The organism is Ulvibacter litoralis, from assembly GCF_900102055.1.
In the GTDB taxonomy this organism is placed as follows: Bacteria; Bacteroidota; Bacteroidia; order Flavobacteriales; family Flavobacteriaceae; genus Ulvibacter; species Ulvibacter litoralis.
In genome coordinates this window covers 777,172-803,134 of record NZ_FNBA01000002.1, presented here as the reverse complement: position 1 = coordinate 803,134, position 25,963 = coordinate 777,172, and the positions used below count along the sequence as shown (strand labels likewise).

At 35.9% G+C, this 25,963-nt stretch carries 19 protein-coding genes; 6 read left to right on the top strand and 13 right to left on the bottom strand.

Annotated features, from left to right (window positions below; translation table 11 throughout):
• The first annotated feature begins 23 nt into the window (after nt 1–23).
• Together BLQ00_RS09660 and BLQ00_RS09655 are read left to right on the top strand one after the other, a co-directional pair.
• Nucleotides 24–560, top strand: a complete 537-nt coding sequence (locus tag BLQ00_RS09660) for a 1-acyl-sn-glycerol-3-phosphate acyltransferase (RefSeq protein WP_093143646.1) — start codon at nt 24–26, stop codon at nt 558–560.
• 178 nt (nt 561–738) lie between these two features.
• Nucleotides 739–1,776, top strand: coding sequence for a hypothetical protein (locus tag BLQ00_RS09655; RefSeq protein WP_093143637.1), 1,038 nt, complete (start codon nt 739–741; stop codon nt 1,774–1,776).
• An 80-nt stretch (nt 1,777–1,856) separates the two neighbouring features.
• Here the strand turns inward: BLQ00_RS09655 and BLQ00_RS09650 are convergent, their stop codons facing one another.
• The 8 genes from BLQ00_RS09650 to thrA all read right to left on the bottom strand — a co-directional run bounded on the left by BLQ00_RS09650 (nt 1,857) and on the right by thrA (nt 10,605).
• Nucleotides 1,857–2,582 (bottom strand): YebC/PmpR family DNA-binding transcriptional regulator, encoded by a 726-nt coding sequence (locus BLQ00_RS09650; protein ID WP_093143635.1) that lies wholly within the window; start codon nt 2,580–2,582, stop codon nt 1,857–1,859.
• Between the two features lie 109 nt (nt 2,583–2,691).
• Nucleotides 2,692–2,973 (bottom strand): 4a-hydroxytetrahydrobiopterin dehydratase, encoded by a 282-nt coding sequence (locus BLQ00_RS09645; protein WP_093143970.1) that lies wholly within the window; start codon nt 2,971–2,973, stop codon nt 2,692–2,694.
• A 38-nt stretch (nt 2,974–3,011) separates the two neighbouring features.
• On the bottom strand, nt 3,012–3,878 hold the full coding sequence (locus tag BLQ00_RS09640; RefSeq protein ID WP_093143632.1) for a sugar nucleotide-binding protein: 867 nt from the start codon (nt 3,876–3,878) through the stop codon (nt 3,012–3,014).
• An 18-nt stretch (nt 3,879–3,896) separates the two neighbouring features.
• Nucleotides 3,897–4,811: a glutaminase gene (locus BLQ00_RS09635; protein WP_093143630.1), complete on the bottom strand. Its 915-nt coding sequence runs from the start codon at nt 4,809–4,811 to the stop codon at nt 3,897–3,899.
• A complete protein-coding gene (gcvT, locus tag BLQ00_RS09630) occupies nt 4,811–5,893 on the bottom strand; it encodes a glycine cleavage system aminomethyltransferase GcvT (protein ID WP_093143628.1) in 1,083 nt (360 codons plus the stop codon). Before gcvT ends, BLQ00_RS09635 begins: the two co-directional genes overlap by 1 nt.
• A gap of 47 nt (nt 5,894–5,940) precedes the next feature.
• Nucleotides 5,941–7,242, bottom strand: a complete 1,302-nt coding sequence (gene thrC / locus BLQ00_RS09625) for a threonine synthase (RefSeq protein WP_093143627.1) — start codon at nt 7,240–7,242, stop codon at nt 5,941–5,943.
• Nucleotides 7,242–8,165, bottom strand: a complete 924-nt coding sequence (locus BLQ00_RS09620; protein WP_093143625.1) for a homoserine kinase — start codon at nt 8,163–8,165, stop codon at nt 7,242–7,244. Before BLQ00_RS09620 ends, thrC begins: the two co-directional genes overlap by 1 nt.
• Before the next feature lies 1 nt (nt 8,166).
• Nucleotides 8,167–10,605, bottom strand: coding sequence for a bifunctional aspartate kinase/homoserine dehydrogenase I (gene thrA / locus BLQ00_RS09615; protein ID WP_093143624.1), 2,439 nt, complete (start codon nt 10,603–10,605; stop codon nt 8,167–8,169).
• Between the two features lie 247 nt (nt 10,606–10,852).
• On the opposite strand from thrA, the gene BLQ00_RS09610 reads away from it, so the two are divergent.
• Nucleotides 10,853–12,397 carry an NAD(P)H-hydrate dehydratase gene (locus BLQ00_RS09610; RefSeq protein WP_093143622.1) on the top strand — a complete coding sequence of 515 codons (1,545 nt, stop codon included), beginning with the start codon at nt 10,853–10,855 and terminating at the stop codon, nt 12,395–12,397.
• A gap of 101 nt (nt 12,398–12,498) precedes the next feature.
• Here BLQ00_RS09610 and BLQ00_RS09605 read toward each other — a convergent pair whose 3' ends face one another.
• From BLQ00_RS09605 to BLQ00_RS09590, 3 genes are all read right to left on the bottom strand, one after another.
• Entirely contained in the window at nt 12,499–13,326 is an 828-nt protein-coding gene (locus tag BLQ00_RS09605) for an endonuclease (protein ID WP_175445434.1), read from the bottom strand.
• Nucleotides 13,327–13,347: 21 nt separating this feature from the next.
• Nucleotides 13,348–15,855: a phospholipase D-like domain-containing protein gene (locus BLQ00_RS09600; RefSeq protein ID WP_139149383.1), complete on the bottom strand. Its 2,508-nt coding sequence runs from the start codon at nt 15,853–15,855 to the stop codon at nt 13,348–13,350.
• Nucleotides 15,856–16,063: 208 nt separating this feature from the next.
• Nucleotides 16,064–17,089 carry a TlpA family protein disulfide reductase gene (locus tag BLQ00_RS09590; RefSeq protein WP_093143615.1) on the bottom strand — a complete coding sequence of 342 codons (1,026 nt, stop codon included), beginning with the start codon at nt 17,087–17,089 and terminating at the stop codon, nt 16,064–16,066.
• Between the two features lie 104 nt (nt 17,090–17,193).
• Here BLQ00_RS09590 and hutH point away from each other — a divergent pair, with 104 nt between their 5' ends.
• A complete protein-coding gene (gene hutH / locus BLQ00_RS09585) occupies nt 17,194–18,702 on the top strand; it encodes a histidine ammonia-lyase (RefSeq protein ID WP_093143613.1) in 1,509 nt (502 codons plus the stop codon).
• Here the strand turns inward: hutH and BLQ00_RS09580 are convergent.
• Both BLQ00_RS09580 and BLQ00_RS09575 read right to left on the bottom strand, forming a co-directional pair.
• Complete coding sequence (locus BLQ00_RS09580; RefSeq protein ID WP_093143610.1) at nt 18,699–19,079, bottom strand: hypothetical protein; 381 nt, start codon at nt 19,077–19,079, stop codon at nt 18,699–18,701. The two genes, hutH and BLQ00_RS09580, sit on opposite strands and share 4 nt — an antisense overlap.
• A gap of 207 nt (nt 19,080–19,286) precedes the next feature.
• Complete coding sequence (locus BLQ00_RS09575) at nt 19,287–21,842, bottom strand: ATP-dependent Clp protease ATP-binding subunit (RefSeq protein WP_093143608.1); 2,556 nt, start codon at nt 21,840–21,842, stop codon at nt 19,287–19,289.
• 261 nt (nt 21,843–22,103) lie between these two features.
• Here BLQ00_RS09575 and gyrA point away from each other — a divergent pair, with 261 nt between their 5' ends.
• Both gyrA and BLQ00_RS09565 read left to right on the top strand, forming a co-directional pair.
• The gene (gyrA, locus tag BLQ00_RS09570; protein ID WP_093143606.1) at nt 22,104–24,641 is read left to right on the top strand and encodes a DNA gyrase subunit A; all 2,538 of its coding nucleotides are present in this window, start codon (nt 22,104–22,106) and stop codon (nt 24,639–24,641) included.
• 16 nt (nt 24,642–24,657) lie between these two features.
• Complete coding sequence (locus tag BLQ00_RS09565; RefSeq protein WP_175445433.1) at nt 24,658–25,914, top strand: tetratricopeptide repeat protein; 1,257 nt, start codon at nt 24,658–24,660, stop codon at nt 25,912–25,914.
• The last annotated feature ends 49 nt before the right edge of the window (nt 25,915–25,963 follow it).

Here is a 25,963-nt window from a genome sequence, read left to right as displayed (position 1 = left end):
CTTACTACTTCCTAAAGTTTTCTATGTCGTTAACTAAGTTTATTTATCATAAAATCCTTGGATGGAAATTTCAAGGAGATTTTGATCGCTCTATAAAAAAATCGGTACTTATTGTCGTACCACATACCAGTTATGTAGATTTTGTACTTTCTATATTAGTTCGCAGAATTTTAAAAATTCAAATCAATTTTGTAGGTAAAAAAGAACTTTTTAAAGCTCCGTTTGGGTGGTATTTTAAATGGATGGGAGGAGAGCCTCTAAATAGAGAAAAAGCTCAAAACAAAGTCGAAGCTATTGCAAATGTATTTGCAGAACACGAAGAGTTTAGACTAGCCATTGCGCCAGAAGGAACACGAAAAAAGGTAGATGCTTGGAAAACTGGATATTATTACATTGCACTAGCTGCCAATGTACCGATTATTCCCATAGGCTTAGACTATTCTACAAAGATTATGCACATTGGAGAAGCTTTTTATCCAACAGGAAATATCGAAGAGGATGAGAAGTTTTTTCGTAATTTCTTTAAAGGTATGGTGGGAAAAGTGCCAGAATACACCTAATTGTATTTCCTAAAATTAACAGATTATTAAAATAATGATTTGTTAAACCCTAATAGCTCCTTATTACTTAATGTATTGTTAATCAGTTCTGTGTAGTTAAATCTTAGTTAACTTTAAACTTTTTCTTATTAATTCTATGAGTTTGTTTTTATCTCTGTAACAAACAAACTTATTAATTATGAGAAAGCTAAAATTTTTAACAACAACACTTGTATTGTCAATTGCACTTATTTCATGTAGTGATGACGATGATACAAACACAACTGATGAACCGACAGCCGATTACCAAACCCAAGTATTCGCGTCAAACAATTCTAATGGTAATGTTACCATGTACGACACTAGTGATCCAAACAATGTTTCAACGAAAACATTTTTAACACTATCTACAGATGCTGAAGGTGTTTATTACGATGCAAGTACCGATCAATTAACACAGGCATCAAGAACATTTTTGCAACTAAATTCGTATGCAGACATTGGTATATCTAATGATGGTATTACTTTAAATATTGCAGCCAGTGGGAGTGCCGATTTGGTAAGTCCGAGAGATATTGCTGTTAATGGTTCTGTTTATGTAGTATCAGATAATTCTGATGTAGATGGAGACCCAACAACCGCAGATGGACGTTTCTTTATTTACACCAAAGCAGGAGATCAATTTACACTTAGAAACACCGTTACAGTAAATTTTGCCGTATGGGGAATTGAATTCGTAGGAAACAATTTATATGCTGTAGTTGACAAAACCAATGAAGTAGCATTGTTTACAAATTTTGCCTCTGAAAATACAACCGATGCAACCATCACAGCAACAAAACGTGTTGCCATTGAAGGTATTGTTAGAACGCACGGTCTAGGTTTTGATGACGATACGATGATTTTAACAGATATTGGAGATGCTGCAGTAGACTCTGATGGTGCTTTTCACATTATCTCAGACTTTGAAACAAAATTTAATGCTGTTGCAAATGGTGAAACCTTAGTTGTAGCAAACAATCAGATTCGAGTGGCTGGGAGTGCAACATTTTTAGGAAATCCTGTTTCTGCCGATTTTGATAGCGAAACGAACACCGTTTTTATCGCTGAAAGAGCGAATGGTGGCGGACGTGTATTAACGTATACAAATGCTGATGTCGGTGGAAATATAGCTCCAACCGTAAACTCAGAGTTGTCTGGAGCTTCTGCAGTGTACGCACAGGTTACAGAATTGTAGGATCAACATTTATTAATTCATAAAAAAAGCCCTTTTTTAAAAGGGCTTTTTTTTGTTTTTATAGAATTGTTTTATTTAAACTATTCATCATCGGCAGTTTCTTCCATGGTGTGATATACGTTTTGTACATCATCATCTTCTTCTAGCTTTTCTAGTAGCTTATCTACATCGGCAGCTTCTTCTGGGCTTAATTTTTTCGTTACTTGCGGAATACGCTCAAATCCTGAAGATAAAATTTCAATATTATTTTCTTCCAAATACGATTGTATTGCACCAAAACTTTCAAAAGGAGCGTAGATTAAAACACCATCTTCGTCTTCAAAAATTTCTTCAATTCCGTGGTCTATCAATTCAAGTTCTAACTCTTCTAAGTCCATTCCTTCTCCGTTAATACGGAAGTTACAGGTGTGGTCAAACATAAAGACCACCGATCCTGAAGTTCCTAAACTACCATCACATTTATTAAAGTACGAACGAACATTCGCAACGGTACGCGTATTATTATCGGTAGCAGTTTCAATAAGAACAGCGATTCCGTGTTGTGCGTATCCTTCAAATAAAACTTCTTTATAATCGCCTAAACTTTTATCGCTGGCTCTTTTAATGGCGCGTTCTACATTATCCTTAGGCATATTTACTGCCTTCGCATTTTGAATCACCGCACGAAGTCTAGAATTAGCGTCTGGATCTGGACCACCTTCTTTAACAGCCATTACAATATCCTTTCCTATACGAGTAAAGGCTTTGGACATGGCAGACCAACGTTTCATTTTTCTTGCTTTTCTAAATTCGAAAGCTCTTCCCATTTCTACTATATTTTATATTAAACTCGAAAACGAGACGAGTTTATGGTTATTTAAATCAGTTTTTGGTATTCGTACTACAAAAGTAAAAAAATAGACTACACTGCAAAGTTTAACTCACAAGCGCATCTATAATTTTTGCCAATTCGAAGTCTTTTTCAGTCAAACCATCTACATCGTGTGTCGATAGGCTGATGGTAAGTGTATTGTACACATTTGACCAATCTGGATGGTGGTTCATTTTTTCAGCTTCAAAAGCAATGCGCGTCATTACTGAAAAAGCATCTTTAAAGTTATCAAATTCGAGGGTGGTGTGAATGGCATTGTTTTGATAATCCCATCCATCAATCGTGCTCATTTTTTCTTGAATTTCGGTTTCAGATAAAGCTTTCATAAGGTACATATAAGAGGTTATTTATAAGTCTGTTAAGACTAATTTTTAAAAGTAAGTATTTCTTCATTTAAAGTGCAATCAGCAATCACTTCAGCGACTGTAATTTGATATTGTTCTGGTAATAGGTTTTTCTTCGGAAGAATTGCCAAATACCCATCATCATTGCTGCGATATACATTTTTAAAGATAGGGGTTTTAGTGCCCATTTTGGTGGTGATTTCTCGGAAAAGCTCTTCGTGATGAATCATGTCGGTACTCGCTAAATGAAAAATACCATCCAATTTTTTACTGATAATATAATGAATCTGCTGTGCAATTTTATCAGCAGTAGTAAGGCTTATTGTTAAATTTGGATATACTTCAAAGGTTGCTTGATGTTTAATGCTTTCGCGTAATTGAATAATTCTAGGCGAATGAATTCCTAATACCATGGGCAAACGCAAGATGGTCGTTTGTGCCGGAATTTGTTCTAATAACAAACGTTCGATCGCAATTTTAAACTTTCCGAAGTTAGACTCCGCAAGCGGTTTGTCATTTTCGTAGGAGGGAAGGGCGTACTTTCCATCAAAAACTTGTGCTGACGATAAAAATAGAAGCTTACAAAAATGATTGTTTTGAACATACTCACACAATAGTTTGTGAGCCGTAAACTGTGCTTTAAAATCTCCTCGTATGGCTGAAATAATATGCGTAGGTTTTACAGTTTCTAGGAGTTCAAGGAGATTATCTTCTTCGCAGCAATATGGGTAAAAAACCTTGTTATCTGAAAAATCTCCAATCGAATGGCAATAGGTACCGTATACTTCAAAATACGATTGAAGCTCCATAAATATATGATGCCCAATAAAACCACTACCGCCAAGAATTAAAATTTTTGTTTTTAAAGGGGGTTTCTCAAACTGCATTCTTTTCAACGTCTTTCTTTAAAAAATTGATTCGCCTGTGGCTGTGGTAAACTGTTCTAAAGCTTGCATTCCCAAAAAGGAATTTCCTTTAGGGTTCAAGCCTGGTGCCCACGTTGCAATGGTAAAATTATTGGGTAATAAGGCTACAATTCCCCCGCCAACACCACTTTTCCCTGGTAATCCTACTTCAAAAGCAAATTCACCAGCTTCATCATAAAAACCACAAGTAAGCATGATGGCGTTAATTCGTTTCACTTGAGATAACGTAAGATGTGCTACATTTCGCATACATTTTCCGCGATTTGCGAATAAATAAAATGCATTCGATAATTGTTGGCAATTCATTTCGATGGCACACTGATGAAAATAGAAGTCCAACACGGTGTCCACATCATTCGCTAAGTTTCCGAAGGACTTTAATAAATTGGCCGTTGCGTAGTTTGTAAATCCTGTTTCTTTTTCTGAAAGCGCTACGTTTTCGTTGTACGTAATCGTTTGATCATTAGTAAGGTCCCGAACATATTGTAAAAAGTCTTCTTTCGGATTTTTTAATTCGGAAACTAATATATCGGCAATAACAATGGCTCCAGAGTTAATCAACGGATTTCTCGGAATTCCATTCTCTAATTCGAGCAACGATAAATGGTTAAAAGGGTCGCCAGAAGGTTCTACATCCATTCGTTCCCAAACATCGGTACCAATTAGCTGAAGCGCCTTAGATAGCGTTAAAACCTTAGAGATACTTTGAATTGAAAACGAAACATCCCAATGGCCTACACCATAATTATCGCCATTCACTCTATTGAGGTAAATGGCGAAATTATCTTTATTAACTTTTGCTAATTCAGGAATGTAAGCAGCGACAGTACCTGTGTTTTCAATCTTTTGTAAGTTGGATTGAATGGTATCTAAAATCGCTTGATACTCCATCATTACCCTTTGTAGAAAGGAAGTTTCACAACGGTTGCTGGAACTGCATTCTTTCTAATTTGAATATGAATTTGTGTTCCTGGATCTCTAAATATCGTTGGAACATACCCTAATCCAATTCCTTTTCCTAATGAAGGAGACATAGTACCACTAGTGACAACACCAATTGTTTTCCCATTTCCGTCTACAATATCGTATCCCTGTCTTGGAATTCCACGTTCGTCTAGTTCAAAAGCGATTAGTCTTCTTTCTGGACCGTGTTCTTTTTCTTTTTTAAGGTTTTCAGCATTCACAAAATCTTTGGTAAATTTAGTGATCCAACCCAAACCAGCTTCAAATGGAGAGGTCGTGTCGTTAATATCATTTCCGTAAAGACAGTATCCCATTTCCAAACGCAATGTATCACGAGCAGCCAAACCAATAGGTTTGATACCAAAATCGGCACCAGCTTCAAATACTTTTTCCCAAACCTGTGCTACTTCTTCGTTTTTACAATAAATTTCAAAACCACCGCTTCCAGTATATCCTGTTGCACTGATAATTACATTCGGAATACCTGCAAAGTCAGATACTTTAAACGTATAGAATTTAATAGCTGCTAAATCTTCAGAAGTTAAAGACTGCATCGCTTCAATGGCTTTTGGTCCTTGAATCGCTAATAATGAATACCCTTCCGAAAGGTCTTTCATTTCAGCGCCCATAGTATTATGCGAGCTAATCCAATTCCAATCCTTTTCAATGTTTGAAGCATTTACCACCAACAACCATTTTTCAGCTTCTAGTCTGTAGATAATTAAATCGTCTACAATTCCTCCATCATTGTTAGGCAAACAACTGTATTGCGCCTGACCGTCCACCAATTTAGAAGCATCGTTTGTTGTTACTTTCTGAATTAATGCTAATGCATTTGGTCCTGTGATTAAAAACTCACCCATATGCGACACGTCAAAAACACCAACGCCCTGCCTAACAGTTTCGTGTTCAGCATTAACGCCTTCGTAAGAAACGGGCATGTTATATCCTGCAAAAGGAACTAATTTAGCGCCTAATTGTTCGTGAATGTGGGTAAGTGCGGTGTTTTTCATAATTTATAGTACTTTAATTTAACGAGTGCAAATGTATAAATTATGACTTAGCTACGCATCATATAGTCTTTGAATTCAGCATAATTTTTTATAAAGAGTGCTTCCTTTTTTTTCTGAATTAAACCTTCAATCACTTCCGGAATATTAACTTTAATCGCTAGGGCATCTTCCACAACGTCTAAAAACTTGATGGGATGCGCTGTTTCTAAAAAGATTCCTAAGGTTTGGGGTGCTTTTTCTTGGTGTTTTTTCAAGCCTAAATACCCCACCGCTCCGTGCGGATCTGCCGTATAATTATAAGTCGTATGCAACTCTTTCATAGCAGTTCGTGTCTCGGTATCACTATATGAATAGGAGGTAAGCATTTCTGAAAGTGCTTCAAAATTATTATTGAAAAGCTCTCGAATACGTATAAAATTACTAGGATCACCAACATCCATAGCGTTTGAAATGGTTGCTACGGAAGGTTTAGGGGTGTAGTTGCCGTTTTCTAGAAAACGAGGAACAATATCGTTTTCATTTACAGAAGCAATAAACTGTTGTACGGGCATTCCTAATTTGTAAGCCACCATTCCTGCGCAGATATTCCCAAAATTTCCACTTGGAACAGAGAAAACCAACTCTTTTGAAGCTTTTTTAGCCTGTTTGTATGCAAAAAGGAAATAAAAACACTGTGGCAGCCATCTCGCAACATTGATGGAGTTGGCTGAAGTTAATTGTCTTTTTTGTGTGATATCGGTGTCCAAAAAAGCAGTTTTTACCATCGCTTGACAATCGTCAAAAGTGCCATCCACTTCTAAGGCAACAATGTTTTGTCCAAGCGTTGTGAGTTGTTTTTCTTGAATGTCACTGACTTTTCCACTAGGATAGAGAATCACGACTTTGACCCCTTCTACGCCTAAAAAACCACTCGCTACCGCACCTCCGGTATCTCCACTTGTAGCTACTAAAACGGTTACATCTTGTTTTTTTTCAGTCGTTTCAGCAAAATGGCCCAAGCAACGCGCCATAAAACGTGCACCCACATCTTTAAATGCCATAGTCGGACCGTGAAACAGCTCGAGGGTTGCTACGTTTTCAGAAAGTGAAACCAACGGAAAATCGAACGAAACAGTTTCAGCAATAATTGAACGAAGTGATTTTTCGTCAATTTCGTCCCCAATAAATTGACGAATGGCTTGATACGCAATTTCTTCGTTGGACAATGATTCAATGGTTTCAAAAAAAGAAGCCGGTAACGGGCTTATCTTTTCAGGAAAATACAAGCCTTTATCGGGTGCAATTCCGTTAATAACAGCCTCTTTAAAAGATACGTTTGGTGCTTTGTGTTCTAAACTGTAATACTTCATTAGGGTATAATTTTACTACCAACAGTACTCACTTTAGAAATGTGACTGTCAATGGTTATGTGTTGTTCTTTATAAAGTGTGCTCAAAGCTTTTTCCACTTTTTCTGCGGAAGCTTTTCCGTTACAAAGTGAAAACATAGAAGGGCCAGAGCCACTAATTCCGAAGCCTAAGGCGCTGTTCGTAAGCGCTATTTCTTTTGCTGTATCGAAAAGAGGTAACAATGCCTTGCGATGTGGTTCTACCAAAACATCGTGTAAACTATTCTGCAAAAGTTTATAATCACTTGTATATAATGCCGCTACCAATCCTGCAAGATTTCCACTTTGTGTAATAGAATCTTGTAACGTGATGTTTTTAGGAAGCAATTGTCTTGCTTCTTTGGTTTTAATCTCAATATGCGGATGGATGATTGTGACATACAAATTAGCAGGCACCGGAATTGAAACAATGGTAAACGGATTGTAACTCGGAATTAGCGTAAAACCTCCAAAGATGGCAGGCGCAACGTTATCGGCATGTTCATTTCCGCTAGCGACTGCTTCTCCTTTCATTCCAAAATACGCCAATTCTTGCAGTGAAAAAGGTGTTTCTAAAAATTGATTGATTCCAAAAACAACAGCAGCAGCACTTGCGGCACTTCCGCCAATACCACTTCCCAACGGTATTCCTTTTTTGATTTCAATTTCAAAGCCGTAATCAGCTTTAATATGTTCTAAAAGTGCCATTCCGGCAACTCCAGCTACATTTTTTGAGGCTTCTAACGGTAGTTCGGCACCTTCAATCCGAACGATTTTGATTCCTTGTTGCGGTACTTTCCGAAGTAAAATTTCATCGCCAATTCCTTCCAAAGCAAAACCTAGAAGATCGAAACCACAGTTTACATTGGCGACTGTTGCGGGTGAAAAAACACGTATTTCTTTCATCTTAAAAAGTTCTTAAACGAATGATATCTGAAAATAGTCCAGAAGCTGTAACATCGGCACCAGCACCCGCTCCTTTAATAATTAAGGGCTGTTCTGGGTATCTTTTGGTGTAAAACAGTACCATATTATCTTTCCCTTCCAAATTGTAAAAAGGATGTCCCGAAGGTATTTCTTCAAGGCCCACTTGCAACGTACCGTCAACGAGTTGTGCTACATATTTTAACTGCGCCTTATTTTTTGTAGCACTCGCAAGTAATTTTTGAAAATGCGCATCATCTTCAATCAACGTTTCAAAAAAGTGATCTACCGAAGTGCTTTCCAAATTTTTCGAAGTAAGAAATGGCGTATTAACAACGTCTTCCAGGTTGAGTTGCAGTCCGCTTTCTCGTGCTAGAATCAATATTTTTCGCGCTACATCGACACCACTTAAGTCAATTCTCGGGTCGGGTTCGGTATAGCCTTCGGCTTTGGCTTGCTGTACGACATCATGAAAAGCTACGCCTTCTTTATAATTATTAAACACAAAGTTTAGACTCCCAGAAAGCACTGCTTTTATAGTAATAACTTGATCTCCAGAAGCAATTAAATTGTTCAGTGTATCTATAATAGGTAAACCTGCACCAACATTTGTTTCAAACAAGAACGGCGCATTGTATTGCGTTGCCAAGTGTTTTAATTCGGCGTATTTGTCATATTCAGCAGAGCAAGCTATCTTATTGCAAGCAACCACAGCAACACTTTTTTCTAGCAAGGTATTGTAACTATTTGCCACCGTTTCATTTGCGGTAACATCTACAAAAACACTATTTCGTTTGTTGTAGGTGTTGATTTTATTTTGAAACCCTTCAATACTTGTCGGTTCGCCTTCCGCTAAAAGAGTTTCCCATTTTTTTAAGGGAATTCCGTCCGAATTAAAATACATTTTTTTAGAATTTGTAATTCCGATGACACGTATGTTAAGGTTTAATTTCTCTTTTAAATACTGCTTCTGTTGCTCGATTTGATTGAGTAATTTGGCGCCAACATTTCCAACTCCCGCGATGTATAAATTGATTTGTTTGCGCTGATCTTCAAAAAAGCGCTCATGCAAAACGTTTAAAGCCTTTTTTACATCTTTTTTAGCAATGACTGCGGAAATGTTTTTCTCGCTGGCACCTTGTGCAATGGCTCGGATGTTTATGTTGTTTTTTCCGAGTTTGCTAAACATTTTTCCGCTAATTCCTTGATGATTCTTCATTTTGTCACCCACTAATGCGATGATAGAAAGATCTTCTTCAACAATAACAGGGAACATTTTACCTAGTTCAATTTCATTTTCAAACTCTAGATCAATCGCGTTTTGTGCTTTGGTTGCTTCCTCGGCTAAAATTCCGAGACAAATACTATGCTCACTGGACGCTTGCGTAATTAGGATCACATTAATAGACTGCTGTGAAATGGTTTCAAAAAGGCGTTTTGAGATGCCAGGAATTCCAACCAACCCTGTTCCTTCAAGCGTTAGAAGGGCTATGTTTCCAATATTAGTAATCCCTTTTACCGACTCTTCATTTGGATCAACAGTATTGGTGATAAGTGTTCCTTCATCCTCTGGTGCAAACGTATTTTTTATGGCGATTTGGATGTTTTTTTGCATCACAGGAACAATAGTAGGAGGGTAGAGCACCTTTGCTCCAAAATGTGACAACTCCATCGCCTCTTGGTACGAAATGTTTTTAATTGGCTTAGCATGTTTTACTAACGACGGATTTGCGGTGTACATTCCGCTCACATCGGTCCAAATTTGTAATTCGGAAGTATCTAAAGCTGCTGCAATGATTGCTGCTGAAAAATCGGAACCGCCTCGTCCCAGCGTTGTGATTTCATTATTCTCCAAAGCAGCTACAAATCCAGGAACAATGGTGATTCTTTCTGAAGCTGTGTGGAAATATGTTTCAATATTTTTATTTGTAACTGCGTAGTTTACAGATTTTCTTGCCGTTCCATTTTTAGTGACAATTAATTCTACTGCGTTTTTACGTTTTGCAGCCAATCCTTTTTGCTGTAGGGATTCAGTAATGATTGAAGATGAACATAATTCGCCAAAGGCTGCCAATCGATCTTGTGTGCGATTAGACAATTCATTAATGTAATAAATCCCTTTTAAAAGATCTTCTAGTTGCGCTAAATAGGTTTGAAACTGAACAGAATTCTCTGTTGAAACGTTTAAACCTGTAGCAACTTCTTGATGGCGTGTTTTTAACTGCTGAAAAATTTCAGAAAAACGAGCATCTTTTGAAGCGGCTAATTTCCCAGCATGTAGCAATTGGTCTGTAACTCCCGAAAAAGCAGAAACAACCACGCAGATGGAATCGTTTTTTGATTGATTTTCAATAATTGTGATTACTTTTTGTATGTTTTCTAAGCTACCGACAGAGGTACCTCCAAATTTTAAAACTTTCATTGGTCAATGATTATGTAGTTGGAATACTAAAATGAGTTTGTTTTTTTTCAGAAATGAAAAAAAATAGGAATGGATGATATGTTTATATGATTACCCCAACGGGGTACCAATAGTAAAAGAAATACTATTGCCTGTTTGAACAGAGGTTAAAGAAAGAATACTATGTAAGTATGTGTAATTCATATAATATGTTACAGTAAATGTATTATTTTTACAGAAATGAGCACTATCAATTATAATCTTTTTTATGAAAATATTTTCTTCGGAACAATTATACCAAGCAGATCAAATTACAACTGAAAAACAACAAATTACACCTTCCGACTTAATGGAGCGTGCTGGAACGCAGATTTTCAATTGGTTACACCAACGAATGCAAGGCGCTCAAGTGCCTATTCATATATTTTGTGGGATCGGAAACAATGGAGGTGACGGACTTGTAATTGGACGTTTGCTGATTGAAAACGGATACAATGTGCATATGTATGTTGTAAATTGTAGCGATAAACGGTCTAAAAACTTTCTTATTAATTACGATCGCATTAAAAATGTGACAAAGTCGTGGCCTCATTTAATGACTTCGGAAGAAGATTTTCCTGAAATTAACCCAGAAGATATCATTATAGATGCCATTTTCGGAATTGGAATGAATCGGAAATTGGACGGCTGGGTCAAGAAACTTATTCAGTATTTGAATGCTGAAAAAGCGTTTAAGTTAGCTGTGGATATGCCAACAGGGTTGTATGCAAATGAACCGTTACAAGATCCTGAAGCAGTTTTACAAGCCAATCATACCCTCACGTTTCAAGCACCAAAGTTGTCGTTTTTTCTTCCTGAAACAGGGAAATATGTACCATTTTTTGAAGTTTTAGAGATTGGATTAGATCCCGAATTTTTACACACAACCGAACCTTTGGCAGAATTAATAGCCAAGCAGGAAGCGCAAAAGTTTTACAAGCAACGTCAAAAATTTGATCATAAAGGAACTTACGGTCATGCTTTAGTGATTGCAGGGAGCTACGGAAAGATAGGCGCAGCTATTTTAGCATCAAAAAGTGCTTTTAAAGCTGGTGCGGGACTTGTAACTTCTTTTGTGCCAAAATGTGGATATAGTATTTTGCAAACTGCATTGCCTGAAGCAATGGTGTTGACCGATACAGAAGATACTTTTATTACAGATATTCAATTAAACTTTGAACCTTCAGCCATTGCTGTGGGTATGGGAATTGCTACTGAAAAGAAAACGGTTTCAGCATTGGTTAAACTTTTTTCAGAAACTAAAGCCCCGATGGTTATTGATGCAGATGCCATTAATTGTATTTCTGAAAATAAAGAGTTGTTAAAAGTGCTTCCGAAGTATTCCATCTTAACGCCACATTTAGGAGAATTGGAACGTCTGTTGGGGCCTACAAAAAATGATTTTGATAGAATTGAAAAAACAAAAGCTTTTTCTAAAAAAAATGATGTTATAGTCATTATAAAAGGAGCAAATACAATTACTGTTTTTGGTGATAAACTATATGTGAATACCACTGGAAACCCAGGAATGGCGACTGCAGGAAGTGGTGATGTGCTTTCTGGTGTTATTGCCGGATTATTGTCACAAGGATATGATCCATTAATCGCGGCTGTATTTGGCGTTTATCTACACGGAAGTGCAGGAAATATTGTGTCGCAACAAGTGAGCTACGAAGCAGTTATGGCAAGTGATATAAGCAATGCGCTCGGGAATGCGTATTTGGCATTATTTGAGCAAGAACCACAACCGCAGGAAGAACCACAAGAGAAATAGTTATAAAATTAACATCTTTGAAAGTAAAGAGCAACTCATTGAATTTTAGCATTCAGTGAATTGCTCTTTTATTTTTGTCTGAAGTATAAATAACGCAAACATTATTCACCATAGAGTCTAATGGCTAATGTTTTATCAAGCACGAAAGGGTTTGCTCTGTTAGATTGATATGCAGCGATTAAATAAGTTCTTTTCAGTTCAGCTTTATCTACAGGATCATCGAGATGCCATTGTAGTAATGTTTCTCGTTGTAATTCGAAAAATGCTTCGTCTTCTGTCAAAGCTTCTTCCATATACATGGTGTAAAAGTAAAAGACAGCCCTTGCGACGTTTCCTTTAAAATTATCCTGTGGTTCGAAGGCTTCTTTTGTTTTCTTAGCACAATTTCCGTCATCCTCGCTGGGTTTTGATTGATACCGTTCGTCTTCATCATACCAAGCAATACATTTGTCGTCAGGAATATTGGCAAACGGATGATTGTATCGAGCTACATTAACACCAAGTCGCACAGGAAAGAGATGGTGCATGTCACTTTTTCCATTGCCGCTTTTCGCACCTTTGCTTCTAGGATAGGAATGCTCGGCTATGATGCTTTTTAATGGATTTAATTTAATCAATTTTGAAATTGGATTGTCTTCAGTTTTTGAAACAGGCAGTTTGTAATTTGTGTAAACACAGGTTATGGTGTCGTTTTCGTTATAAATCTCTGTAAATAACACCTTTCTCGCTGCTTCATAATCTAACACTTTTAAAGGTTTGTAATTGGCAACTAGTCCTTCAATAGGTATTTCTTCATTGGATACAGTGTCTTTATTTGAAAGTTCTTGTATAGTGTTTGTATTAGCTGTTTGACTTGATCCCTGAAATGAACCATAAAGGAACACAACAAGAGCAAGTAATAAAGTAGTACGGGATTTGTTTTTTTTCAACAGTAAATTTTAATGACGCTATTAAAAAACTTTAAGTAGTTCGTCTAGCTTCGATTTGCCTTTTAATTTCTTACGCTTCAAACTCTGTTCCATTTCTACAGATACTTGGTCTAAAATCTCGTATAATTGAGTTATAGTGTACTCTAATTGTGCTTTTCTACTTTTTAAAAAGCTTCGATCGTCCATGGCATAGCGTTGACGTAATTCGGCAACGTCTTTTTCTTCTTGTTGACGTAATTGTGTTAAATCTCTAAATTGTAAGCTGCTTTTTGCATCTATTACGATGTTGTTATCTTCCAAGTTTTTTAAGGTTTTTTTATAGGAAGCTACTATTTCTGGTACATCTTTTAAAAATACGCCATTATTTGTATCCATCATATAACTTCTAAACTCTGCATTTGAAGAACCAATATAAATATCATCATCAAATAAAATTACTTTCGAATGAAGCGAAAAAGAACCTGTTCCTTTAACGCCATTTTCTAACGGAAAATTGTTTACTACAATAGAATCTAGTACTGACTTGTTGTATTCGAAATACTCAAATTTCGGGGTGTCAAAATTTTTATTTTCCTGAAATAACGCATGCAGTTGTCTTCTCCCAATAAAGTTAATTGGTGTAAGATCGGTAGTAACAATGGAGTTGGTGTAGATTTTTAGTTTCACATTCGGACAAATTTTCTCGTTCATCAATTTGTTCATTTGATGCACAACGCTTTCGGTGGGTGCAAAATATCCTTGATGAATAATCACTTCAACAGGCTCGTTTGTTTTTTCGCTTTTAGCACAAGCAGCTATAAATGCATCTTCCCAAACTTTATGAATCATTTTTCCGTGTTCAATTTCTTCTCCATACAAAGAACCAAAATGTCGTTGTTTTGGTTGGTTTACTTCGGAAGGACTTAAACTGTAAGGCACATTTTCAACATAGTACATTTCTTGCGTTTTCAATGGAATTACATTGGCAGAATGCAGGCTATTTTTGAAGGTTGTGTTTTGCGTAAAACCATTTTCAGAATCAAACAGTTCGCTGAGTTGCGTCCAATGTTTATCATTAATTATTTTAGCTAAATACTCTTTTTCATACTTACTTAGATAGTCATGAAACTTTTCTCCCCACTCATTTTGTGTTGAGTGTACTAATTCTGAATAACCTGTATCTAGTAAGCTAGAGAATACTTGACCTGTACATCCTGCCTTTTGAAGTGGATCTGTTATTTCTGAACATTCGGTTTCAGCCAGTGTATTTGCTTGATTTAGTAGGTATAAGAAACCGATAGGAGCGTGGCTTTCTATTTCTGAAGTAGTTGCTACCATTTCTGAAAAACCCCATAAATCTTCAAACGTATTTTTAAAAAGAGCGCCTCCATTTTGATCCAGATTTAAATAAACATCGGTGTCCATAAAGATGTATTTCTTTTCCAATTCGTTAGGGTGCATGTGATAGGCATTCGCACAGTTTCTTCCGCCAACTTGTACATTTTTTGTATCTGCAAGTATAAATTTGTGATGGGTATAATCGGTGATATAGGCAATTTCAGGATGGGTCATTAGTGCAGAACCATCTAAGTTTTTTAATGAAAAAGGTAGTATGGTTTCTACTCCATTTAAAAATGGTTTGAGTTCTTTTCCGAAGAATAATCCCGCAATGGAAAGCTGAATTTTAGCTTGAATTTTCTCTGCTGTACTTCCTGTTTTTGCACTCCAATAGAGTTTCATCACTTTTAAAAGTGTCTGTTTTTGGGCTTCATCAATAGTGGGCGTTCCATTAGGACTTTCCGTCATAGTTTGAAGATCTCTGCCATAGCCAAGTTGTGTTCCGAACAAAATACCATTGGGGTCTTTTGCATAAAAGCCTGCTAAGAATATTTTGGCTTCCACGCTCATCATTTCTTCTGCTTGGGCTAAACTTAATTGATTATATTTATTTAAATAGTTTAGTTTCTCTTCAGTACAATCCAATCCGTTATTTTCAACATTTTGTTTTGCATTTGCACACCCTAACGTCATGAACTCAGCGAATTTAATAACAGATATACTCGGACGGTTGTAAAAGCGAATTTCTATTTGCTGAATTCCATGCGGTTGTTGTTTTTCTAACCACCTGAAGAAATCTAAATTTTTATAGTTCCATTGATAGTCTGTTAGTAATTTTACGCTGAAATCTTTATCCTTTTCAATTTTTTTCAGAATCTCATTCGTCATATAAGCGGTAGATTCGTCTAAGTCGAAAATGTAATAAATGAGTCGTAATTCTTTCTCTGCCTTTTGAATGATATCAATTTTTGAAGCAAATGCTTGGTCGTTGTCTTTCAGAATAAATCCGTTTTGAGCCTCAAACTCGTTCGAATGAAGGTATTCTGGAATAACAGTATTTAGCGTAGGTCCAACTATTTTTTGACTACAACTCGATAAAAATGAAAAGATTAGAAGAAACAGCACGTTTTTAAAACGATTTGCAGAGAAAATTTTCAATTTAAAATAAGACAAATAGATGTTCTTAAAGGTCTTGATAAAGGTCAAAGTCATACAGCTGTATGTTAGTGGGTTAGCTGTATTAAAAATACGTTATTTTATGCACATTCTTATCGGTTTAAAATTTGTTTCTGAAAGAAGGTTCTTTCAGAAGGAACACCTATTTCGCTTACAAGGTTTGTTAAAAACACAAAAGCTTCCGAAGGGGAAGCTTTTGTAAAATTGTATGTAATTCTATAATTACATTTTATGAAAGAGTTGGTTACAACAACTCTTCTAATACGGTTCTCAGTTTTGGATCTGATGGTCTTGGAGCACTTGCGTCTACAATATTTCCTTCTGGATCTAGTAAGATAAAACGTGGAATACCGTTAATTCTAAAATCTCTTATAAACTGTGTTTTCCAACCTTCAGGAGCAAATATTTGCACGCCACTAAGATTTTCATCCGCAATCATCGCTTTCCAGTCACTTTTAGCTAAATCCCAAGACCCCTTATGACTTCTATCATCATCAATCGACATACTTACAAATGTGATGTTTTTATCGTGATAGTCTTTCTCTAATTGTTTCAACGCTGGAATTTCAACTTTACAAGGTCCGCACCATGTAGCCCAAACATCGATATACGTATATTTTCCTTTTAAATCTGAAAGAGACGTTGTAGAACCATCGTAGTTTTCAAAATTTTCGAAAGTAGGAGCAGGAGATCCTTTCGGAAGTTCTTTTCGCAACGCTACAATACTTGCGAAATACCCTTTATTTCCTTCAATAATCGCATCAACGCTTTCTAAACTAGAACTAGTAACGATTGGATCCACATTTTTAGCTGAATTGATAAAATCGACAAGTTGTGTTTTAATAGCAGCAAAAGTGGTGTCCAACCCTTTTTCATCTAAGTCATTAAAATCTTTATCCATTAATTTCTCTTCCAACAATGATTTTTGAGCTAGAAAATTACTGCTTTCAGCCCCTTCGCCGGTGTATGTAGCAGATTCATCAAATTGTTTGGTGTCTAAGGTCATGTGAATGTTATACCCATTTTTCAAGAATAAATTGGTCGATTCTCCACCATCGTAAAAATTATAAATTCCTGGGGTAACATTTAAAGTGTCGCTAAATGTTCCATCTTGTTGTACTGCAATTGTTTTAGAAAACTCACGTGTTCTAATTACGATTGAGTCGCTGTTTTTATCTGTAATTTTTCCGGAGAAAGTAACGAAGTCTTTAGGTTGTTCGCTACAAGAAAATAGGGCTATTGCACTAAATACTAAGAGTATATTTTTCATTGATTATAGTTTAAGAATGCAAAAATAAGAGATATTTAATGAGTTGATTAAAATTGGTAAAATCTTAACAAGAAATTGGTACTTTTGTGTAAAACTAACAACACATGCGTGAAGTACATTATATAAGTTCAGACCTTCTGGATTTACCCACTATAAAAGATATTCTAGACACTCATAAGTCACTTGAACTTTCTGAAGAAGCTACATTAAATATTCATAAAGCACACGATTATTTAGTGGCCAAAATGAAAGACAATGATACTCCTGTGTATGGTATTAACACTGGGTTTGGGTCTTTATGTGATGTGAAAATTTCTACGGAAAACCTTTCTAAATTACAAGAAAATTTAGTGATGTCGCATGCTTGTGGTACTGGTGAATTTGTTCCAAAACCTATTATTAAACTAATGCTATTGTTAAAAATACAATCATTGAGTTATGGGTATAGTGGTGTTCAAATTGCAACCGTACAACGTTTGGTCGATTTTTATAATAACGACATACTTCCTGTAATCTATACGCAAGGAAGTCTAGGAGCTTCAGGCGATTTAGCACCATTAGCGCATTTGGCGTTGCCTTTATTAGGTAGGGGACAGGTATATGTAGATGATGTGATGGTTTCTTCCGAAGAAATTTTGAAAAAACACAATTGGGAACCTATTACCTTACAAGCGAAGGAAGGATTAGCCTTGCTTAACGGAACCCAGTTTATGAGTGCGTATGGTATTTACTGTTTGATTAAGAGTACAAAACTATCGTACTTGGCTGATTTAATAGGTGCGGTTTCTGTAGATGCTTTTAATTGTAATTACAGCCCGTTTAACGCATTGGTTCATTTAGTAAGACCTCATAGAGGACAAGTAAAGACGGCGGAGCAAATGTTGGAGTTTTTACAGGACAGTGAACTTGGTGCTTCAGAAAAAGTGAATGTACAAGATCCATATTCGTTTCGTTGTATTCCGCAAGTACATGGAGCAACAAAAGACACGATTGACTTTATTCGAAAAACGTTCAAGACTGAAATTAATTCAGTTACCGACAATCCCAATATTTTTGTAGGAGAAGATTTAATTATTTCTGGCGGAAACTTTCACGGACAACCATTAGCATTAGGATTGGATTATTTAGGAATTGCAATGGCAGAATTGGGAAGTATTTCTGAAAGACGTACGTATCAATTGGTGTCCGGACTTAGAGAATTACCTGCATTTTTAGTTGATAATCCAGGTTTAAATAGTGGTTTTATGATTCCGCAGTACACAGCAGCCAGTATTGTGAGTCAGAACAAGCAATTAGCAACCCCAGCTTCTGTAGATTCTATTGTATCGTCTAACGGACAAGAGGATCACGTGAGTATGGGAGCGAATGCAGCGACGAAATGCTACCGAATTATAGAAAATATTGAAACTATTTTAGCTATAGAATTGTTTAATGCATCACAAGCATTGGCCTTTAGAGCTCCAAAAAAATCATCTCCTTTTGTGGAGTCTTTTGTGAAGAGTTATAGAGAAGTAGTATCGTTTGTAACAAACGACCGACTTTTAGCCGACGATATTCATGCCAGTGTTTCATTTCTGAAAACGTTGGAAGTAGATGGAGATTTAATTTTTTAAATCAATTTTTTAGGATTTTCTATTGTTGTTTTTATCCACTCTATGGCTTCTTCCAACAGTAGGAAATGTTCGAAAGGTTTATCAAAAAACATTTTTTCTATTTCAGTATTTAACAGGCCTATAGAATCTGTGGTAACAATAGCAAAAGCCACTAAGTTTTCTATTTTTGAAGTTTGAATATATACGCTAGGGTCTATAGAATATGAATTTATACGATTTGAAATATACCCGAAGGTTTTGCCTTTAAAATAAGTTTCTGAAATCTCTTTCAGCACATCATTATCTTTTGGTGTAACAGTTATACCTTCATTCATTACTGAAACAACGCAGTGATCATAAATAGTTAATTTACCAAAATGGTATTCTTTAATAATCATAAATAGGGGAATTTTAATAAAAGATAATTTAGTAAAAAGTAATTAAACATTTATAATAATTTCAAGTATACGATTAATTTATATTCTTTTTTTAAGAAATAAATAATAAATATTTAATTGAAATGTTGAAAATATATTAGGAACAATAAAAAAGCACCTATTTAGTAAAAATAAAATAGGTGCTTTTTCTAAAGTGTTTACAAGTTGTTAAGATTCAGTTTTCTTTTTCTGTTTCTTAATTTTTATAGTTAATTCATTTGATTTTTCATTCAAGTCCATTGTGATGCTGTCACCTTCCTGAAGGTTTGAATTGATAATCTCTTCGGCCAATGCATCTTCAATATATTTCTGAATAGCTCTTTTTAAAGGTCGTGCTCCGTATTCTTTATCAAAACCTTTATCGGCAATGTAATCTTTTGCTTTTTCAGTAAGCGTAAGATTGTATCCAAGGTCTTTAATTCTATCAAAAAGTTTTTCTAATTCAATATCAATAATTTTATGGATATCCTCTCTTTCCAACGCATTAAACACCATTACATCGTCAACACGATTTAAAAACTCGGGAGCAAATGCCTTTTTCAGTGCATTTTCTATAATACTTTTAGAGTTCGCATCTGCTTGACTTTCTTTCGCAGACGTTCCAAAACCAACACCTTGTCCAAAGTCTTTAAGTTTTCGAGCCCCGATATTAGAAGTCATTATGATAATGGTATTTCTAAAATCGATGGTTCTACCTAAACTATCTGTTAAGTGTCCGTCATCTAACACTTGCAGTAACATATTAAATACATCAGGATGTGCTTTCTCAATTTCATCAAGCAATACCACGGCGTATGGTTTCCTTCTAATTTTTTCAGTAAGTTGTCCACCTTCTTCGTATCCTACGTATCCTGGAGGTGCTCCAACCAATCTTGAAATTGCGAATTTTTCCATGTACTCACTCATATCAATTCGAACCAAAGCAGTTTCAGAATCAAATAATTCGCGTGCCAGTACTTTTGCTAATTGTGTTTTACCAACACCGGTTTGTCCTAAAAAGATAAACGAGCCAATGGGTTTGTTAGGGTCTTTAAGTCCCGCTCTGTTACGTTGAATTGCTTTAACAACCTTAGAAACCGCTTCATCTTGGCCAATTACTTTTCCTTTAATACGGTCTGGCAATTCGGCAAGTTTATTGCTTTCAGTCTGAGCTATTTTATTAACAGGAACACCTGTCATCATAGAAATAACTTCTGCCACATCTTCTTCAGAAACAACCTCTTTGTTTAATTTAGATTCTGTTTCCCAAGCTTCTTGAGCGACTAACAATTCTTTTTCAAGGTTTTTCTCGTCATCACGTAATTTGGCAGCTTCTTCATATTTCTGCTTTTTAACGACAGAATTTTTAAGCTCACGAACTTCTTCTAATTTCGTTTCAATTGTTAAAATTCGCTGTGGCACATTAATGTTTGTAATGTGTACTCTAGATCCAGCTTCATCTAAGGCATCAATCGCTTTGTCTGGCAAGAATCGTTCTGTCATATAACGATTGGTTAATTTTACACACGCAACAATGGCTGCATCTGTATAATCTACATTATGATGACTTTCATATTTATCTTTTATATTCTGAAGAATTTCAATGGTTTCTTCTACAGAAGTAGGTTCCACCAATACTTTCTGAAAACGACGCTCTAAGGCACCATCTTTTTCGATGTATTGTCTGTATTCGTCTAAAGTAGTAGCACCAATACATTGTATTTCACCTCTTGCTAATGCAGGTTTAAACATGTTTGAAGCATCTAAAGATCCTGTAGCGCCACCGGCACCTACTATGGTATGAATTTCATCAATAAAAAGAATAATATCATCATTCTTTTCAAGTTCGTTCATTACGGCTTTCATACGTTCTTCAAACTGCCCTCTGTATTTGGTTCCAGCTACTAAGCTAGCCAAGTCTAATGTAACCACGCGTTTATCGTATAAAATTCGAGAAACTTTACGTTGTATAATACGTAGGGCAAGACCTTCAGCAATCGCAGATTTACCTACACCAGGTTCACCGATTAGTAAAGGATTGTTTTTCTTTCTACGGCTAAGTATTTGAGAAACACGCTGTATTTCTTTTTCTCTACCAACTACAGGGTCTAATTTCCCTTCTTCGGCCATTACCGTTAAATCTCTACCAAAGTTGTCTAAAACAGGAGTTTTAGATTTTTTACTGGTTTTTGCACCACCGCTGGTAAATAAATTGTCTTTATCGTTGTCTTCTGCAGCCGAATCATCATCACTATTTGGAAAAGATTCAGATGTAGGACTGTCTATATAATCTTCGTCGTTTGCAATCATAAGTTTAAATTGGTCTTTTACGCCATCGTAATCCACCTTCATTTTGTTTAACAATTTTGTTGTTGGATCGTTTTCATTCCGAAGAATGCACAACAACAAATGAGCAGTATTGATAGAAGAGCTCTGAAAAAGCTTTGCTTCTAAAAAAGTTGTTTTTAAGGCACGCTCAGCTTGCCTAGTTAAGTGCAGATTTTTTTTATCATTCGCACTGACTCCAGTTGTCGGATTGGCAGGGCTTAATATTTCAACTTTTCTACGCAGATGGTTTAAATCTACATCTAAGGCATTTAATATTGTTACAGCTTTACCATTTCCATCGCGTAATAACCCAAGCATTAAGTGCTCAGTACCAATAAAGTCGTGACCCAAACGAAGGGCTTCTTCTTTACTGTACGCAATTACGTCTTTTACTCTTGGTGAAAAATTATCATCCATACACTATGTTCAAAAACTTCTAATATTAATTAAAATTACCAATAATAAGTCAAAAACTATTCCTTATTTCAAGGTTTAGTAGTAAAAAGACGAAAAAACTTACTGATATCAAAGAATAACTAACGATAGTTATTAACGTTTTAGTGTGTTTATTTTGTTAATAAAATCGTGAATAACGAATGCTAAAAACCCCCTGTAAACCTTCAGAATAATGTATCTTGCTTCATTAGATTTATAACCAATAATTAAATTAAATATTTTATGGCTGAAGGTGAAAAAGTAATCCCTATCAACATTGAAGATGAAATGAAATCGGCTTACATCGATTACTCGATGTCGGTCATTGTGTCACGTGCATTGCCAGATGTTCGCGATGGAATGAAACCAGTTCATAGACGTGTCTTGTTTGGAATGCATGAACTTGGAATTAGAGCAACGGGAGCTCACAAAAAGTCTGCTAGAATTGTTGGAGAAGTTTTAGGTAAGTATCACCCACACGGAGATACATCCGTATATGATGCAATGGTTCGTATGGCTCAAGAGTGGAGTTTACGATATATGTTGGTAGATGGACAAGGTAACTTTGGATCGGTAGATGGAGATAGTCCAGCAGCAATGCGTTACACAGAGGCGCGTATGCAAAAGATATCTGAAGATATGTTGGCAGATATCGACAAAGAGACTGTAGATCACCAACTGAATTTTGATGACACTTTACAAGAACCAAAAGTACTTCCAACAAGAGTACCTGGTCTTTTAATTAATGGAGCTTCGGGTATTGCTGTGGGGATGGCAACAAATATGCCTCCGCATAACCTTACGGAAGTTATTAATGGAACCATCGCGTATATCGAAGATAACGATATCGACATTGATGGTTTAATGCAACACATTAAAGCGCCAGATTTTCCTACGGGAGGAACTATTTATGGATATGAAGGTGTAAAAGAAGCCTTTCATACAGGTAGAGGGCGTGTAGTAATGCGTGCAAAAGCAGTTTTTGAAGAAGTTGCTGGTAGAGAGTGTATCGTTGTTAGCGAAATTCCTTACCAAGTGAATAAGGCAGACATGATTAAGAAAACTGCCGACTTAGTAAACGATAAGAAAATTGAGGGAATCTCAAACATTCGTGATGAGAGTGATAGAAACGGTATGCGTATCGTTTACATTTTAAAGCGTGATGCGATTCCAAATATTGTACTTAACATGTTGTATAAGTACACAGCACTTCAGTCTAGTTTTAGTGTAAATAATATTGCCTTAGTAAAAGGGCGTCCACAAATGCTGAATCTGAAAGAATTGATTCATTATTTTGTTGAACATCGTCACGAAGTAGTAGTACGTCGTACGGAATATTTACTTCGGAAAGCAAACGAACGCGCTCACATTCTTGAAGGGTTAATAATTGCTTCCGATAATATAGACGAAGTAATTCGTTTAATTCGTGCTTCTGCAAATGCTGATGAAGCTAGAGAAGCATTAATAAATGCGTTCAAACTTTCTGAAATTCAAGCCAAAGCGATTGTTGAGATGCGTTTGCGTCAATTAACAGGACTAGAGCAAGATAAATTACGTACTGAGTACGATGAATTAATGAAAACCATTGAAGATTATCAAGATATTCTTGCACGTAAAGAGCGTAGAATGGAAATCATTACCACTGAGCTTGAAGAAATTAGAGCGAAATATGGTGATGAGCGTCGTTCTGTCATTGAATATGCAGGTGGGGATGTTAGTATTACAGATTTAATTGCTGATGAGCAAGTGGTACTTACCATTTCTCACGCTGGTTATATTAAGAGAACGTCACTTTCAGAATATAAAACTCAACATAGAGGAGGCGTAGGGCAAAAAGCTTCTGCTACTCGAAATGAAGACTTCTTAGAACATCTATTTGTAGGAACAAACCACCAATATATGTTGTTCTTTACGCAAAAAGGAAAATGTTTCTGGATGCGTGTGTTTGAAATTCCTGAAGGAAGCAAGACATCTAAAGGTAGAGCTATTCAAAACTTAATAAATATTGAGCCAGATGATAAAGTGAAAGCTTTTATCTGTACACAAGATTTAAAAGATGAAGCGTACATCAATAATCATTTTGTGATTATGGCGACTAAGAATGGACAGGTAAAGAAAACCCCATTAGAGCAATACTCTAGACCAAGAACCAATGGTATTAACGCCATTACTATTAAGGACGATGACGAATTACTAGAAGCAAAACTTACAACCGGCGATAGTCAAGTAATGTTAGCATTAAAATCTGGTAAAGCAATTCGTTTTGAAGAAGGTAAAACGAGACCGATGGGAAGAAATGCTTCAGGAGTTAGAGGTATTACTTTAGGTCACGAAAAAGATGAAGTAATTGGAATGATTGCTGTTGATGATGCAGAGTCTAACATCTTGGTTGTTTCTGAAAATGGATATGGAAAACGTTCTACATTAGAAGATTACCGTATCACTAACAGAGGTGGAAAAGGAGTTAAAACCATTAATGTAACTGAAAAAACAGGTAAATTAGTAGCCATAAAGAATGTAACAGATAAAGATGATTTAATGATTATCAATAAATCTGGAATTGCAATTCGTATGGCGGTAGCAGATTTACGTGTAATGGGACGTGCAACTCAAGGAGTTCGTCTTATTAAAGTAAGAGGAGAAGATTCTATTGCTGCAGTTGCTAAAGTAATGCAAGACGATGAAGAATTGGTAGAATTAGAAGGTGTTGAAGAGGGGTCTATAGAAAATGGCACCACTCTTGATACTGATGAAGAAACACAAACCGAAACAAACGAATAAATTAAACCTTACAAAAATGAAAAAACAAGTTTTAGTAGCAGGAGTATTATTAATGACTGCTATATCATTTGGCCAGAAAAAAGAATTAAAGAAGGCTGAAAAAGCACTTACTTCTGGAGAGACTACAGAGGCCATGACTCTATTAGACACTGCTGAACCAATGATGTCTGGTGCAGATGTTAAATTACAAACACAATTTTATACTCTTAGAGGAGAGGCTTTCGAAAAATCTGCTGGAGGTGACTTAGGTAAACTTAAAAAATCTGCCGATGCTTATTTGAAAGCATTAGAGTTAGATCCTGGTTCTACTAGAATTACTGACGGTATTCAGAATCTAAGAGTGTCTTTAGTAAATAGCGCAATTCAAGATCAAAATGCTAAGAAATATGCAGTCGCTTCAGAAAAACTATATACTAGTTATATGGTAAGTAAGAAGGATACTTCAGATTTATATTACGCAGCAGGAAATGCTTTAAACGGTAAAGATTACGATACGGCAATTAAGTACTACGAAATTTTGAATGATCTTGGTTACACTGGGATTAAAAAAGAATACGTAGCTACAGATAAAGTTACTGGTGAAGTAGTTCCTTTTGAAAATGAAAAAGCTCGTGACTTAATGCTTCGTAGTGGTAATTATATCAAACCTGAAGAGAAAATTACTGAATCTGACAGATCTGATATTTTGCGTAACATGACCTTAATATATATTGAAAAAGGGGATGAAGAAAAAGCAAAATCATTAATGAAAACTGCTAGAGCTGAAAACCCTAAAGATGCTTCCTTAGTGAGAGCTGAAGCAGATATGGTATATAAAATGGGAGATATGGCTAATTATAGTCGTTTGATGAAAGAAGTAATTGCTTTGGATCCAACGAACCCAGAATTATATTTTAATTTAGGAGTAAGTAGTGCTGAATTAGGTGAAACGGAAGATGCTATTAAATACTATAAAAAAGCATTAGAATTAGACCCAGGATACACAAAAGCACAAAACAATATTGCTGCAACTATCTTAAAAGATGAAGCGGCTTTAGTGGATGAAATGAATAACTTAGGTACTTCTAGAGCTGATAATGCTCGTTATGACGAACTAAAAGATCAAATGCACGCTTTGTATAATAGAGCTCTTCCTTATTTGGAAGCTGTTCAGAAAAATGATACTTCTAAAGTTGAAGTTATCAGAACTTTAATGAATATCTACAGTCAATTAGGACAAGACGATAAGTTTAAAGCGATGAAAGCGCAACTTAAAACGATTGAAGGAAACTAATTCAATTCGTGAAAATTAGATAAAAAAAAGCCTCTCAATTTGAGAGGCT